The organism is Streptomyces sp. NPDC003016 (assembly GCF_053591455.1).
On the sequence record NZ_JBSFTV010000009.1, the window covers coordinates 22,773 to 37,428 of the forward strand.

The 14,656-nt window shown below is 72.4% G+C and carries 10 protein-coding genes; 6 read left to right on the top strand and 4 right to left on the bottom strand.

The features are described 5' to 3' along the window. The first annotated feature begins 7 nt into the window (after positions 1-7). The 4 genes from ACWDZ4_RS09800 to pulA all read left to right on the top strand — a co-directional run bounded on the left by ACWDZ4_RS09800 (position 8) and on the right by pulA (position 10,242). Complete coding sequence (locus ACWDZ4_RS09800; protein ID WP_451508034.1) at positions 8-1,690, top strand: glycoside hydrolase family 13 protein; 1,683 nt, start codon at positions 8-10, stop codon at positions 1,688-1,690. Continuing rightward, a complete protein-coding gene (locus ACWDZ4_RS09805) occupies positions 1,675-2,715 on the top strand; it encodes a LacI family DNA-binding transcriptional regulator (RefSeq protein ID WP_451507884.1) in 1,041 nt (346 codons plus the stop codon). The genes ACWDZ4_RS09800 and ACWDZ4_RS09805 overlap by 16 nt, the downstream gene beginning before the upstream one ends. 439 nt (positions 2,716-3,154) lie before the next feature. After that, a complete protein-coding gene (locus ACWDZ4_RS09810; protein WP_451507885.1) occupies positions 3,155-4,861 on the top strand; it encodes a carbohydrate-binding module family 20 domain-containing protein in 1,707 nt (568 codons plus the stop codon). A 50-nt stretch (positions 4,862-4,911) separates the two neighbouring features. Beyond that, a complete protein-coding gene (pulA, locus tag ACWDZ4_RS09815) occupies positions 4,912-10,242 on the top strand; it encodes a pullulanase-type alpha-1,6-glucosidase (RefSeq protein ID WP_451507886.1) in 5,331 nt (1,776 codons plus the stop codon). On the opposite strand, the gene ACWDZ4_RS09820 is transcribed toward pulA, so the two are convergent. Next, entirely contained in the window at positions 10,229-10,399 is a 171-nt protein-coding gene (locus ACWDZ4_RS09820; RefSeq protein WP_451507887.1) for a hypothetical protein, read from the bottom strand. The genes pulA and ACWDZ4_RS09820 overlap by 14 nt on opposite strands. 50 nt (positions 10,400-10,449) lie before the next feature. Between ACWDZ4_RS09820 and ACWDZ4_RS09825 the strand changes: the two genes are divergently transcribed. Together ACWDZ4_RS09825 and ACWDZ4_RS09830 are read left to right on the top strand one after the other, a co-directional pair. Then, positions 10,450-10,836 (top strand): 5-carboxymethyl-2-hydroxymuconate Delta-isomerase, encoded by a 387-nt coding sequence (locus ACWDZ4_RS09825; RefSeq protein ID WP_451507888.1) that lies wholly within the window; start codon positions 10,450-10,452, stop codon positions 10,834-10,836. Beyond that, complete coding sequence (locus tag ACWDZ4_RS09830; RefSeq protein ID WP_451507889.1) at positions 10,833-11,519, top strand: DUF4230 domain-containing protein; 687 nt, start codon at positions 10,833-10,835, stop codon at positions 11,517-11,519. The genes ACWDZ4_RS09825 and ACWDZ4_RS09830 overlap by 4 nt, the downstream gene beginning before the upstream one ends. On the opposite strand, the gene ACWDZ4_RS09835 is transcribed toward ACWDZ4_RS09830, so the two are convergent. The 3 genes from ACWDZ4_RS09835 to ACWDZ4_RS09845 form a co-directional block, all read right to left on the bottom strand. Then, positions 11,498-12,226 (bottom strand): TetR/AcrR family transcriptional regulator, encoded by a 729-nt coding sequence (locus ACWDZ4_RS09835; RefSeq protein ID WP_451507890.1) that lies wholly within the window; start codon positions 12,224-12,226, stop codon positions 11,498-11,500. The genes ACWDZ4_RS09830 and ACWDZ4_RS09835 overlap by 22 nt on opposite strands. Before the next feature lie 94 nt (positions 12,227-12,320). Beyond that, positions 12,321-14,270, bottom strand: coding sequence for a hypothetical protein (locus ACWDZ4_RS09840; protein WP_451507891.1), 1,950 nt, complete (start codon positions 14,268-14,270; stop codon positions 12,321-12,323). 92 nt (positions 14,271-14,362) lie between these two features. After that, positions 14,363-14,497: a tyrosine-protein phosphatase gene (locus ACWDZ4_RS09845; RefSeq protein WP_451507892.1), complete on the bottom strand. Its 135-nt coding sequence runs from the start codon at positions 14,495-14,497 to the stop codon at positions 14,363-14,365. Positions 14,498-14,656 lie beyond the last annotated feature (159 nt).

Consider the following 14,656-nt stretch of genomic DNA (forward strand, 5'->3'; position numbering starts at 1 on the left):
GGACGACATGACCCAGCACCTCGCTGCTCCCACCACCCCCATCAACGGCGCCACCACTGGAGACCGGCGGCGCACCGGCTGGTGGCGTGACGCGGTGATCTACCAGGTCTATCCGCGCAGTTTCGCCGACGGCAACGGCGACGGCATGGGCGATCTCGAAGGGGTACGCGGCCGGCTCCCGTACCTCAAGGAGCTCGGCGTCGACGCCGTCTGGCTCAGCCCCTTCTACGCGTCGCCGCAGGCCGACGCCGGCTACGACGTCGCCGACTACCGGGCCATCGACCCGATGTTCGGCACCCTCCTCGACGCCGACGCCCTGATACGCGACGCCCACGCCCTGGGTCTGCGCATCATCGTCGACCTGGTGCCCAACCACTCCTCCGACCAGCACGAGTGGTTCAAGCGCGCGCTGAAGGAGGGCCCCGGCTCGCCGCTGCGCGACCGCTACCACTTCCGCCCCGGCAAGGGCGCGAACGGCGAACTCCCGCCCAACGACTGGGAGTCCATCTTCGGCGGCCCCGCCTGGACCCGTACGACGGACCCGGACGGCACGCCCGGCGACTGGTACCTGCACCTCTTCGCGCCCGAGCAGCCCGACTTCAACTGGGAGCACCCGGCCGTCGCCGACGAGTTCCGCTCCATCCTCCGCTTCTGGCTCGACATGGGCGTCGACGGCTTCCGCATCGACGTGGCGCACGGCCTGGTCAAGGCCGAAGGACTGCCCGACCTCGGCAGCCACGACCAGCTGAAGCTGCTCGGCAATGACGTCATGCCCTTCTTCGACCAGGACGGCGTCCACGAGATCTACCGCTCCTGGCGGCAGATCCTCGACGAGTACCCGGGCGAGCGCATCGGCGTCGCCGAGGCGTGGACGCCGACCGTGGAGCGCACGGCCAACTACGTGCGCCCCGACGAGCTGCACCAGGCGTTCAACTTCCAGTACCTGGGCACCGACTGGGACGCGGCCGCACTGCGCGAGGTCATCGACGTCTCGCTCGCCGCGATGCGACCGGTCGACGCGCCCGCCACCTGGGTGCTGTCCAACCACGACGTGACCCGGCACGCGACCCGGTTCGCCAACCCGCCGGGCCTCGGCACGCAGATCCGCACCCCCGGCGACCGCGAGCTCGGCCTGCGCCGGGCCCGCGCGGCGACGCTGCTGATGCTGGCGCTGCCCGGATCGGCGTACCTCTACCAGGGCGAGGAGCTCGGGCTGCCCGACGTCACCGACCTGCCCGACGAGGCCCGCCAGGACCCGTCGTTCTTCCGCGCGGAGGGCCAGGACGGCTTCCGCGACGGGTGCCGGGTGCCGATTCCGTGGACGGCCGGGGGGTCGTCCCACGGTTTCGGCACAGGCGGCAGCTGGCTGCCGCAACCGGCCGGCTGGGGCGAGCTGAGCGTCGAGGCGCAGACCGGCGACCCGGCGTCGACCCTGGAGCTGTACCGCTCGGCGCTGGCCGTACGCCGTGAACACCCCGGCCTGGGCGCCGGCACGGACGTGGCGTGGCTGGACGCGCCCGAGGGCGTGGTCGCCTTCGCGCGCGAGGGGTTCGTCTGCACGGTCAACACGACGGGCACGGCGGTACGCATCCCCGCCCCCGGCCGCGCGCTGCTCGCCAGCGGCGAGATGACCGTGCGCGAGGGCGATGTCGACCTGCCGGCGGACACCACGGTGTGGTGGACGGTGTGACCGTTCCCGCGCCGCCCCGGCTGGCGCACATAGCGGAGCACGCCTCCGTCAGCGAGGCCACCGTGAGCCGGGTCCTGAACGGCAAGCCGGGCGTCGCGGACACCACGCGCCAGCGGGTGCTCGCGGCGCTCGACGTCCTCGGGTACGAGCGGCCCGTGCGGCTGCGCCGGCGCAGCGCTGGCCTGATCGGGCTGGTGACGCCCGAGCTGACCAACCCGATCTTCCCGGCGTTCGCCCAGGTCGTCGAGCAGGTCCTGGCGGGGCACGGCTACACGCCGGTGCTGTGCACCCAGCTGCCGGGCGGGGCGACGGAGGACGAACTCGTCGAGCAGCTGGTGGAGCGGGGGGTCGGCGGCATCGTCTTCCTGTCCGGGCTGCACGCCGACCTGTCGGCCGACCCCGCGCGGTACGGCCGGCTGGCCGAGCGCGGGGTCCCGTACGTCCTGATCAACGGCTACAACGAGGCGATCAGCGCGCCCTTCGTGTCGCCGGACGACCACGCCGCGATGCGGATGGCCGTCGGCCACCTCGCCGAACTGGGCCACGAACGGATCGGCCTCGCGGCCGGCCCGCGGCGGTACGTCCCGTCGCGCCGCAAGCGGGAGGGGTTCGTCGACGCGCTCGCCGGCCTGTCGCGGACGTCGCGGGACGAAGCCGAATCCCTGGTCCAGCACACGCTGTTCAGCGTCGAGGGCGGCCGGGCGGCGGCGGGCGCGCTGCTCGACAAGGGGTGCACGGGCATCGTCTGCGGTAGCGACATGATGGCGCTGGGCGTGGTGCGGGCGGCGCGCGAGCGCGGGCTCGACGTGCCGGACGACGTCTCGGTGGTGGGCTTCGACGACTCGCAGCTGATCGCCTTCACCGATCCGCCGCTGACCACGGTCCGCCAGCCGGTGCAGGCGATGGCGACGGCGGCGGTCGGGGCGCTGCTGGAGGAGCTGGGCGGCAGCCCGGTCCAGCGCACGGAGTACGTGTTCCAGCCGGAGCTGGTGGTGCGGGGCTCCACGGCGCAGAAGCGCGCGTAGCGGAACGCCCCGCCGAGGGGCGGGCGGCAGGGGAGGGAACGGCGGGGGCGGGGCGGCAGGGGAGCCCCGGGCCTGCCCAGGGAGGGCCGCGGGGATTCGACGGTCCGGGGAGTCCCCTGTCGTACCCGACCCGACCCGGCCGGTCGGGCGCGTGGGGCCCGGACCTGCCGGACCCCCGGCCGGCCGGGCCGGAGTCGAGGAGAACGTAGCAGTTCCGCAATGGCTTGCGAAAGAGATTGCAAGAAGAAATCCGCCAGGTTTCCCGCAGGTGAGCGGAGTGCGTCACAAGGGTTGACCGCACTGGTGAGGGCTCGTACGGTCTGCCCCGCGGCAAGTTTTCAACTATTGCTGCAAGAACATTCAAGCCTTGAGGGCAAGGCGCGTTGCCGCGCGAGGCTGCACCGTCGCACCCGCACCTCCCCCCATGCAGGAGGAACACATGGCTCGCAGACCTTTCTCTGCCGCGCTCGCCCTCGCCCTCGCGGCCGGAGCGGGGACCCTGGTGGCCCCCGCGGGCGCCGCGCAGGCCGCCCCGCCCGGCGCCAAGGACGTCACCGCCGTCCTCTTCGAGTGGAAGTTCGACTCGGTCGCCAAGGAGTGCACGCGGAGCCTCGGACCGGCCGGTTACGGCTCCGTCCAGGTATCCCCGCCGCAGGAGCACATCCAGGGCGGCCAGTGGTGGACCTCGTACCAGCCCGTCAGCTACAAGATCGCCGGAAGGCTCGGTGACCGAGCCGCGTTCGCGAACATGGTCAACGCCTGCCACGGGGCGGGCGTGAAGGTCATCGCCGACAGCGTCATCAACCACATGGCGGCCGGCAACGGCACCGGCACCGGCGGCTCCCCGTACGAGAAGTACAACTACCCCGGCACCTACTCGGGCGCGGACCTGGACGACTGCCGCTCCCAGATCGACAACTACGGGGACCGTGGCAACGTACAGAACTGCGAGCTGGTCGGGCTCGCCGACCTGGACACGGGCGAGAGCTACGTGCGCGGCCGGATCGCGGCGTACCTGAACGACCTGCTCTCCCTGGGCGTCGACGGCTTCCGGATCGACGCGGCCAAGCACATGCCGGCCGCGGACCTCGCCGACATCAAGTCCCGGCTGAGCAACCCGGGCGTGTACTGGAAGCACGAAGCCATCCACGGCGCGGGCGAGGCGGTCTCGCCGGGCGAGTACCTGGGCTCGGGCGACGTGCAGGAGTTCCGCTACGGCCGGGGCCTCAAGCAGGTCTTCACCCACGAGAACCTCGCGAACCTCAAGAACTACGGCGAGGGCTGGGGCTTCATGGAGAGCGGCAAGTCGGCCGTCTTCGTGGACAACCACGACACCGAGCGCGGCGGCGACACCCTCAGCTACAAGGACGGCGCCGCCTACACCCTCGCCAGTGTCTTCATGCTGGCCTGGCCGTACGGCTCCCCGGACGTCCACTCCGGTTACGAGTTCTCCACCCACGACGCGGGGCCGCCGAGCGGCGGAACGGTCAACGCCTGTTACAGCGACGGGTGGAAGTGCCAGCACGACTGGACCGAGATCAAGAGCATGGTCGGCTTCCGGAACGCGGCGCGCGGTCAGGGCGTCACGAACTGGTGGGACAACGGCGGCGACCGGATCGCCTTCGGGCGCGGCGACAAGGCGTACGTCGCCGTCAACCACGAGGGCTCCTCGCTGACCCGCACCTTCCAGACCTCGCTCGCGGCCGGCACCTACTGCAACGTCCAGAACAACACCGCCGTGACGGTCGACGCCTCCGGCCGGTTCACGGCCACCCTCGGCGCCCACACCGCCGTCGCCCTGCACGTGAACGCCAGGACCTGCGCCGGCGGCGGCACCGGCCCGGCCCCGGTGACCGCCGGCGCCTCCTTCAACGTCGACGCCACGACCGCGGTCGGCCAGAACATCTACGTCACCGGCGACCAAGCCGCACTCGGCAACTGGAACACCGCCGCCGCGATCAAGCTGGACCCGGCGAGCTACCCGGTGTGGAAGCTCGACGTGTCCCTGCCCGCCGGCACGTCCTTCGCGTACAAGTACCTCCGCAAGGACGCTTCCGGCAACGTCACCTGGGAGAGCGGCGCCAACCGCACGGCGACCGTCCCCGCGAGCGGCAGGGTCACGCTGAACGACACCTGGCGCGCCTGACCCGCGCGTCCGTCTCCCGTACGTCCCCGCCCCTTTGAGGAGTTCTCGCTGTGATACGCCCGCCCCTGCGAAGAGCGGCCGTCGGCGTCGTGAGCGTGGCGCTGTGCGCCGCGCTCGCACCCGCCGTACCGGCCGCCGCCGCCGCGAAACCGCCCGCCCCGCCGTCGGACAGGGCCCTGGCCGCCGAGCCCGCGCGGCACGACCTGACCCGGGAGCAGTTCTACTTCGTACTGCCCGACCGGTTCGCGAACGGTGACACGGCCAACGACAGGGGCGGGCTCACCGGCTCACGCCTCGAAACGGGCTTCGACCCCACCGACAAGGGCTTCTACCAGGGCGGGGACCTCAAGGGCCTCACCCGGAAGCTCGACTACATCAAGGGCCTCGGCACCACCTCCATCTGGATGGCGCCGATCTTCAAGAACAGGCCCGTGCAGGGGACCGGCAAGGACGCCTCCGCCGGCTACCACGGTTACTGGATCACCGACTTCACCCAGGTCGACCCGCACTTCGGCACCAACGCCGACCTGGAGAAGCTGATCGACAAGGCCCACGCCAAGGGCATGAAGGTCTTCTTCGACGTCATCACCAACCACACCGCCGACACCGTCGACTACGCCGAGAAGGAGTACGGCTACCGCCCCAAGGGCGCGTACCCCTACCTCGACGGGAACGGCCGCCCCTTCGACGACCGGGAGGGCGTCCCGAGGACCGGCACCGACGCCTTCCCGTACACGCCCCAGCAGTCCGGGGGCAGTGAGAAGAAGGTCCCGGCCTGGCTCAACGACCCGACGATGTACCACAACCGGGGCGACTCGACCTTCGCGGGCGAGAGCTCCGAGTACGGCGACTTCTCCGGCCTCGACGACCTGTGGACCGAGCGCCCCGAGGTCGTCGACGGCATGGCGGAGATCTACCAGAAGTGGGTCCGCGACTTCGACATCGACGGCTTCCGCATCGACACCGTCAAACACGTCGACCTGGACTTCTGGACCCAGTGGGCCACCGCCCTCGACGCGTACGCGAAGAAGCGGGGCCGCGACGACTTCTTCATGTTCGGCGAGGTCTACTCCGCCGACACCCAGGTCACCTCGCCCTACGTGACGCGCGGCCGCCTCGACTCCACCCTCGACTTCCCGCTCCAGGACGCCACCCGCGCGTACGCCTCCCAGGGCGCGGCGGCCGGCAGGCTGGCCAAGGTCTTCGCCGAGGACTACCGCTACACCACCGGCAGGGCCAACGCCTACGAGCAGGTCACCTTCACCGGCAACCACGACATGGGCCGCATCGGAACCTTCCTCAGGCAGGACAATCCGAAGGCCGACGACGCCGAGCTGCTCGAGCGCGCCCGCCTCGCCAACGAGCTGATGTTCCTCTCGCGCGGCAACCCCGTCGTCTACTACGGCGACGAGCAGGGCTTCACCGGCGCGGGCGGCGACAAGGACGCCCGCCAGACCCTCTTCGCGTCGAAGACCGCCGACTACCTCGACGACGACCAGCTCGGCACGGACCGTACGCACGCCTCCGACGCGTACGACACCACGCACCCCCTCTACCGGTCGATCGCCGCACTGTCGAAGCTGACGAAGGACCACCCCGCGCTGCGCGACGGCGTACAGCAGGAGCTGCACGCGGAGGGTCCCGTCCACGCCTTCTCCCGCACGGACGCCGAGCGCGGCACCGAGTACCTCGTCGCCACCAACAACGGCGCCGGGCCCAAGACCGTCGAGCTGACCGCCGGCACGGCGAACGCCGACTTCCGCGCCCTGTACGGCACTTCGGAGACGGTACGCAGTGACGCCGGCCGGAAGCTGACCGTCACCGTGCCCGCGCTGTCGTCCGTGGTGCTCCGCGCGGCCGAAACCCTCCCCGCCCCGGCGGCCAAGCCGGGACTCACCCTGGAGGCCCCGGCGGCAGGTGCCACCGGCACCGTCGAGATCACCGCGGACGTCGACGGCGGACAGCTCAACCGCGTCGTCTTCGCCGCCCAGACCGGCAACGGCACGTGGCGCACGCTCGGCTCCGCCGACCACGCCCCGTACAAGGTCACCCAGCACCTGGGCGATGACGTGAAGGCCGGAACCGCCCTCCGCTACAAGGCGGTTGTGGTGGACAGGGCCGGACGCACCGCGAGTGCCCTCGCCTCGACGACGGCCGGACAGGCCCCCGCGCCCGACCGGCCGACGGCCGTCGAGCGCGACCACGCCGTCGTCCACTACCAGCGCCCCGACGGCGACTACGACGGCTGGCAGCTGAAGTCCGGAGACAAGGCCGCCGCCTTCACCGGCCGCGACGCGTACGGCGCCTTCGCCTGGATCAAGCTCGCCGGGGGCGCCTCGTCCTCCTCCCTCCCGTACACCGTCGAGAAGAACGGCACGGCGGACGGGCCGCAGCGCACCGTCGACCTCGGCAGGACCGGTGAGGTCTGGATCGAGCAGGGCAAGGACGGCCAGGCCACGAAGGCCCCCGACGGCGCGTACCCGCCCCAGGACACGACGAAGGCCGTACTCCACTACCAGCGCGCCGACGGGAACTACGACGGCTGGGGCCTGCACACCTGGACCGGTGCCAAGGAGCCCACCGACTGGTCCAAGCCGCTGATGCCGGTGAGGAAGGACGCGTACGGTGTGACCTTCGAGGTCCCGCTCGCCGCAGGCGCCACCTCCCTCTCCTACATCCTGCACAAGGGCGACGAGAAGGATCTCCCGAGCGACCAGTCCCTCGACCTCGCCACCTCCGGCCACGAGGTGTGGATGCTGGCCGGGCAGCCCACGTACCTGCTGCCGCAGGCCGCCGGGGCGGCCTCGCTCGACCTGGCCGAGGCCGAGGCGCAGTGGATCGACGAGGACACGGTCGTCTGGAAGGTCAAGGCCACCGACGCCACCAGCCAGCAACTCGTGTACGCCCGTGACGGCTCCCTCTCCGTCGTCGACGGGGCGCTCTCCGACGAGGGCCGCTGGCTGCGCCTTTCCCCCTCCGCCCTCACCGACGCGCAGAAGGCGAAGTACCCGCACCTCGAGGACTACCCCGCCTTCACCGTCGACCCGCGTGACCGGGACCGGGTCCGCGAGGCCCTGCGCGGCCAGATCGTCGCCACCCAGCGGGCCGCGAACGGCGCCCTGCTCGCCGCCACGGGTGTCCAGCTGCCGGGCGTACTCGACGACACGTACAGCACCTCCGCCACCAAGGCGTCCCTCGGCCCCGTCTTCCACAAGGGCCGCCCGACCCTCTCCCTCTGGGCCCCCACCGCCCAGCGCGTCGCTCTCGAACTCGACGGCAAGGCCGTCCCGATGCGGCGCGACGACCGCAGCGGCGTCTGGTCCGTCACCGGCGCCAAGTCCTGGGCGGGCAAGCCGTACCGGTACGTCGTGAAGGTCTGGGCGCCCAGCGTCCAGAAGGTCGTCACCAACAAGGTCACCGACCCGTACGCGACCGCGCTCACCGCGGACTCCGCCCGCAGCCTCGTCGTCGACCTCACCGACCCGAAGCTGGCACCCCAGGGCTGGTCGACGCTCAAGAAGCCGGCCGCGACGCCGCTGCGCGACGCGCAGATCCAGGAGCTGCACGTCAGGGACTTCTCCATCGCCGACCGCACCGCGACCCACCCGGGCGAGTACCTCGCCTTCACCGACCGCGGCTCGAAGGGCATGACCCACCTCGGCAAGCTGGCCAAGGCCGGCACGTCGTACGTCCACCTCCTGCCCGTCTTCGACATCGGCACCATTCCCGAGAAGAGGACCGACCAGCAGCGCCCCGCCTGCGACCTCGCCGTGTACGCGCCCGACTCCGAGGAGCAGCAGGCGTGCGTGGCGAAGGCGGCGGCGAAGGACGCGTACAACTGGGGCTACGACCCGCTGCACTACACCGTCCCCGAGGGCTCGTACGCCAGTGACCCCGACGGCACCCGGCGCACGGTGGAGTTCCGGCAGATGGTCAAGGGCCTGAACGACTCCGGCCTGCGCACGGTCATGGACGTCGTCTACAACCACACCGTCGCGTCCGGCCAGGCCGACAAGTCCGTACTCGACAAGATCGTCCCCGGCTACTACCAGCGGCTGCTGGCCGACGGCAGCGTGGCCACCTCCACCTGCTGCGCCAACACCGCGCCCGAGAACGCCATGATGGGCAAGCTGGTCGTGGACTCCGTCGTCACCTGGGCGAAGGACTACAAGGTCGACGGCTTCCGCTTCGACCTCATGGGCCACCACCCGAAGGCCAACATCCTGGCCGTCCGCAAGGCGCTGGACGAGCTGACGCCCGCCCGCGACGGCGTCGACGGCAAGAAGATCGTGCTGTACGGCGAGGGCTGGAACTTCGGCGAGATCGCCGACGACGTCCGCTTCGAACAGGCCACCCAGAAGAACATGGCCGGCACGGGCATCGCGACCTTCTCCGACCGCGCGCGCGACGCCGTGCGCGGCGGCGGGCCCTTCGACGAGGACCCGGGCGTGCAGGGCTTCGCGTCCGGCCTCTACACCGACCCCAACCCGTCCGCCGCCAACGGCACCGAGGCCGAGCAGAAGGCCCGCCTCCTCCACTACCAGGACCTGATCAAGGTGGGCCTGACCGGCAACCTGGCGTCGTACACCTTCACCGACACCTCCGGCCGTACGGTCAGGGGCTCCGAGGTCGACTACAACGGCGCCCCGGCCGGCTATGCCTCCGCTCCCGGCGACGCCCTCGCCTACGCCGACGCCCACGACAACGAGACGCTGTACGACGCACTGGCCTTCAAGCTGCCGCGCGGGACTTCGGCGGCCGACCGGGCCCGGATGCAGGTACTGGCGATGGCGACGGCCGCGCTCTCGCAGGGCCCGGCGCTGTCCCAGGCGGGGACGGACCTGCTCCGCTCCAAGTCGCTCGACCGCAATTCCTACGACAGCGGGGACTGGTTCAACGCGATCCACTGGGACTGCGGGGAGGGCAACGGCTTCGGGCGCGGCCTGCCGCCGGCGGCCGACAACAAGGACAAGTGGCCCTACGCGAAGCCCCTGCTGACCGGGACCGCCCTGTCACCGGACTGCCGGGACATCGAGGGAGCATCGGCGGCGTACGCGGACCTGCTGAAGATCCGTACGACGGAGAAGACCTTCAGCCTCGCCTCGGCGGACCAGGTGCAGGCGGCGGTCTCCTTCCCCCTCTCCGGCAAGGAGGAGACACCCGGCGTCATCACCCTGCGCGCCGGCGACCTGGTCGTGGTCTTCAACGCGACCCCGTCGGAGCAGCGGCAGAAGGCCCCCGGCCTCGCGGACACGGCGTACGCCCTGCACCCGGTGCAGGCGGCGGGCGCGGACGCGGCGGTCAAGAAGGCGGCGTACGAGAGGAGCACCGGCACGTTCACCGTTCCCGCCCGCACGGTCGCCGTCTTCACCCGAGACTGACACACGGGGCAGGCCCCGGACCCCGGACGCCCTCCGGGACCCGGGGCCTGCCCCGCTGCAGCCGCCGCGCCGTCTCGGCCGGCCCCACCCCGCCCTCCTTCATCCGCAGCCGGAAGTGCTCCTCGTCCGCGATGCGGAACGTCACTTGTGCCGTCATGCGTTCACCGTAAAGGTGGCCGGAACGGCCCCCCGACCTGGAGTGTGCTCATGCCGCAGATCACCGTCGACTACTCCGAGCCGCTGGCGGACGCCTTCGACCGCCGGGGCTTCGCCCTGGCCCTGCACCCCCTGGTCGTCGACGCCGTCGGCACCCGGCTCGGCGCCTGCAAGACGCGGTTCTGCCGCGTCGACGACACCGTGGTGGGCGACGCGGACACCGGTCACGCCCTCGTGCACATCGGCATCGCCCTGCTGCCGGGCCGCACGCCGCAGGTGAAGGAGGAGCTCACGGCCGCCGTGCTGGAGCTGGCCGCCCAGTACGTCAAGCCGGCCGACGGGACGGAGCTGCACCTCTCGGCCGAAGTACGTGACCTGGAAGCGTCGTACCGCAAACGCCGAGTGACCGCGGGCTCCGGGGGAATCCGTACCGTATGACTCTCACCGGACAGCAGCTCAACAGGCCCCCGCGCCGCACCGGGCTCCCCCGGTGGGCCAAGGCGACGGGCCTCCTCGCGGTACTGGTGGCGCTGCTGCTCGCCGGCAGCAGGCTCAGTCTGCTGCCGGGCCTCGACGACGTCTTCGGGGAGGAGACCCACGACCGTTCGGGTCCGGCGCTCCTGAAGTCCATCCAGGACATGAGCCGTTACGAGGCGGCGTCCGGCAACTTCCAGGTCGTCGTCGACCTGGAGAAGGACGCCAAGTTCCTCCCCGACGCCCTGCGCGGCACCCGCACGCTGTACGTCGGCGCGGGCACCGTCGGCGCGTACGTCGACCTCGGCGAGGTGGGGGAGGGGCAGGTCACCGTGGACGAGGACCGCACCGCCGCCACCCTGCGGCTGCCGCACGCGCGGCTCGGCAAGCCCGCGCTGGACGCGGAACGTTCGTACGCCGTGTCCAAGGAGCGCGGTCTGTTCGACCGGCTCGGGGACTTCTTCTCCGACAACCCGGCCGACGAGCGGGCCGTCAACCGTCTCGCAGCCCGTCACATCGGGGAGGCCGCCGAGGAGAGCGAACTGACCGCGCGCGCCGAGAAGAACACCACCAGCATGCTCCAGGGCCTGCTGCACTCACTCGGCTTCAAGGACGTCACCGTCCACTACGGCGACGGCGGACGCTGACCGGGCACGCTCTTCGGCGCCTGCGCCAGGGAGCCCAGCCGCGCGAGCAGATCCCCGAAGGGCCCGTCGGCCGGCTCCCGTGCGAGGATGCGCAGCACGATCCGCGCCATCTCCTCGTCGTACGCCGCGCTCACGGCGGCCAGCGCCGCGAAGTCGTGCACCAGCTGCAACTCCAGCTCGGCGCGCGGGATCCGCCGCCCGTCCAGCCAGATCAGCGCCGTCGACTCGGCGAGCGACACCCACGACCGCACGACCATCGCCAGCCTCGCCGGCGGGTCGGTGACCCCCAGGTGCACGAGGATCTGCTCGTACGCCACCTGGCGCACCTCGTCGATCATGGCGTTCGTCGTCGACGAACCGGCCGCGGGCCCGCCCCGCATCAGCGCGGAGAACCCGGGCCCGTGGTCGTCGACGAAATCGAAGAAGCGCCCCATGACCCGCAACAGCCGTGCGCCCAGCGGCCCTTCGCGCGGTTCGGCGAACCGGGCGGCGAGCTCGTCGGCCGCCCGGCGCAACGCGGCCTCGTACAGGTTCTGCTTGCCGGGGAAGTAGTGGTAGACGAGCGGCCGCGAGATGCCGGCGGCGGCCGCTATCTCGTCGATCGACACGTCGTCGGGCGAACGACGGCTGAACAGCTCCAGCGCGACGCCGATCAGCTGCTGTCTGCGTTCCTCGACGCCCATTCTTCGGCGCACCCCGGTCGTCATACGAGCAGCGTAACCGTCGTTGCCCGCCGGGGATCCCGGGGCCGGGGCCGGGGCCGGAACCGGGGCCGGAACCGGGACCGGCTCGGCGCAGACCTCAGCGCAGGGCCCCCACCCGGGCGCCGCTCTCCACCTGCCCGTCCAGGTCCGCCTGCGCGCCCGCCTCCGCCCGTACGGCGAGGAGGTTGCCCGGCGCGGTACCCTCCACCCCGCCCGAGGTGGTGACCGAGGTGAACTGCTCGCTGCCGGCCGCGAGCACGTACCAGTTGCCGCCCCGCGACTTCCACAGCACACCCGCCAGCACCTGCGGATCACGCACCCCGCACGCGGGCGAGTGCTCGGCGCGCGCGACGATCGCGCCCGGCGCCCCCTTCTTCGCGGACGGCGCCTGGAACTGCGCGAGCACCCTGCTGCCCGGGCCCCGCCACGTCTCCGCGCGGGTGCAGAGCCACTGGGCGGTGCCGTTGCCCTCGGGCAGGGGCTGCTCGGCGTACGCCCACGAGTTCACGCTGCGCACACCGTGCGAACGCACCGCGGGCAGCAGGCAGGCCGTGCGGGCCCAGCGCGCCCGCTCGCGCGCGCCCGCCACGTCGCGCGGCGCGGACGGCGGGCCCGACGTCAGCCGGGCCGGGGCGAGTTCGCCGAGGTCGGTCATCAGCCGGGGACCCACGTCGTCGCGCAGTTCGAGCGCGTCCCAGGAACGGCAGTCGCGGGCCTGCGCGGGACTCGCGAGCGGGTCCGTCACACCGTCCCGGGTACGGCCCAGGGGCGCCGGCGCCCCGGTCGGGTCGAGCAGGTCCCGTACGGACGCCTTGCGCACCCAGGGAGCCGTCAGATAGCGGACGTTGCCGTCGGTGCGGCCCACCACCAGGGCGTTCGCCGCGGCCGCGTCCGCGCCGTCCACGCGCGCGAAGTCGAGCGCCGCGCCCGCCGTGCCGCTCCGCGGCTCGGCGTACCGGACGACGCGCAGGCCGTCGTACAGCAGCACCACCCTGGCCTGGTCGACGTCGCCCGCGAAGAGCAGCTGCGGCGAACCCATCGGCGGGCCCACCGGCGTGGCGGGCGTCGCGGAGGTCCGCACGGACGGGCCCGGCCTGGCCCAGACGGCGAGGGCGCGGCGCAGCAGGGCGTTGTCTTCGGTGAGGTTGCCGCGGGACGGCCAGACGGAGAAGTCGGTACGGGAGGACCGCTTCCACACCGCGGGGCCGACCCGGACCGTCTTCGCCGGGTCGAGGGCCCGCTCGGCGGCCGGGTTGCGGGCGTACGGGGGCGCGGCCGCGCCGTCGGGCCCCCAGCCCTCGCCCGGCAGCCCGAGCAGCGTCCCGCAGACCACGACGGCGGCGGTCGCGGCGAGCGCCGCCTTCGTGTGCTGCCTGCGCCGCATCAGGTCGGTGGGCCTGGCCTGGAGGGAGCACGGGTCGAACTCGGCGGACCTCAGCAGCTCCTCCGCCCGCGCGCCGCCCGCGATTCCGGTACCCTCCGCGAGGCCGTCCGCCTCGGCCAGTGCCGCGTCCGGGTCGGCGGCCCCGGCGGCGGCGAGCGCCTGCACCACCTCCGCGTCCCGCAGGTGCTCCAGGCCGCGCAGTACGTACGCGGCCCGGCCGGGACCGCTGAGCGCCGAGAGCCGCTGGTCCAGGGCGAGTTCGTCGGCGCCGCCGGAGCGCGGGAACAGTCGGAGCCCCCACACCTGCGGCAGCAGCGGCGGCAGCTGGGCCCGCCTGGGCCAGGCCCTGCGGCGCAGCGGCAGCCCGGCCTCCAGGGCCTGGCGCAGCACCCGCTGCCGTACGTACGCGTACCCCGGGTCGGGGCGGGCGCCCTCGCGGCGCGGCAGCGGGAGGCCGGACACACCCGGGGTACGGCTGCGCGGCAGTGAGCGCTGCACGAGCGAATGGGCGGTCAGGACGCGGCGGTTGCGGCCGAGGCGCGGCGGCAGCACGAGGTACGCCAGCCGTACGAGCCGCGGATAGTGCTCGACGAGCGCGGCCTCGGCCTGCTCGACATCGATGGGGCCGGGGGCAGGGGGAGTGATGACATCCTGTGGGCGCACGTTCAGCAAAACGAGCGAATCGTCCGATGGTCACCTCACTGGGCGCCGCACCGCCACGTGCCCCGGCTCTGGCCCCCGCCCTGCCGCGGGGCTCAGCCCGCGACCAGACGCTCGCGGATGCGCGCGACGCTCTCGCCGGACACGCCGAGCCCCTCCCGTACGTACCCCTCGACCGAGCCGTGGCGCGCGTGCGCCTCGTCGAGCGCCGCCGCCAGGTACTCGGGCACGACCCCGATGACGGCGAGGGCGGTCTCCGGGTCGCCGCCGGCAACTGCCCGACCGTATGGGTGGACGAGATGTCGGCCGACCTGGTCATGCAGGGATGGAAGGCCGACGAGGACACCGAGCGAGCCGAGAACGTATCCCAGTGCCCCAGTGACTTTGCC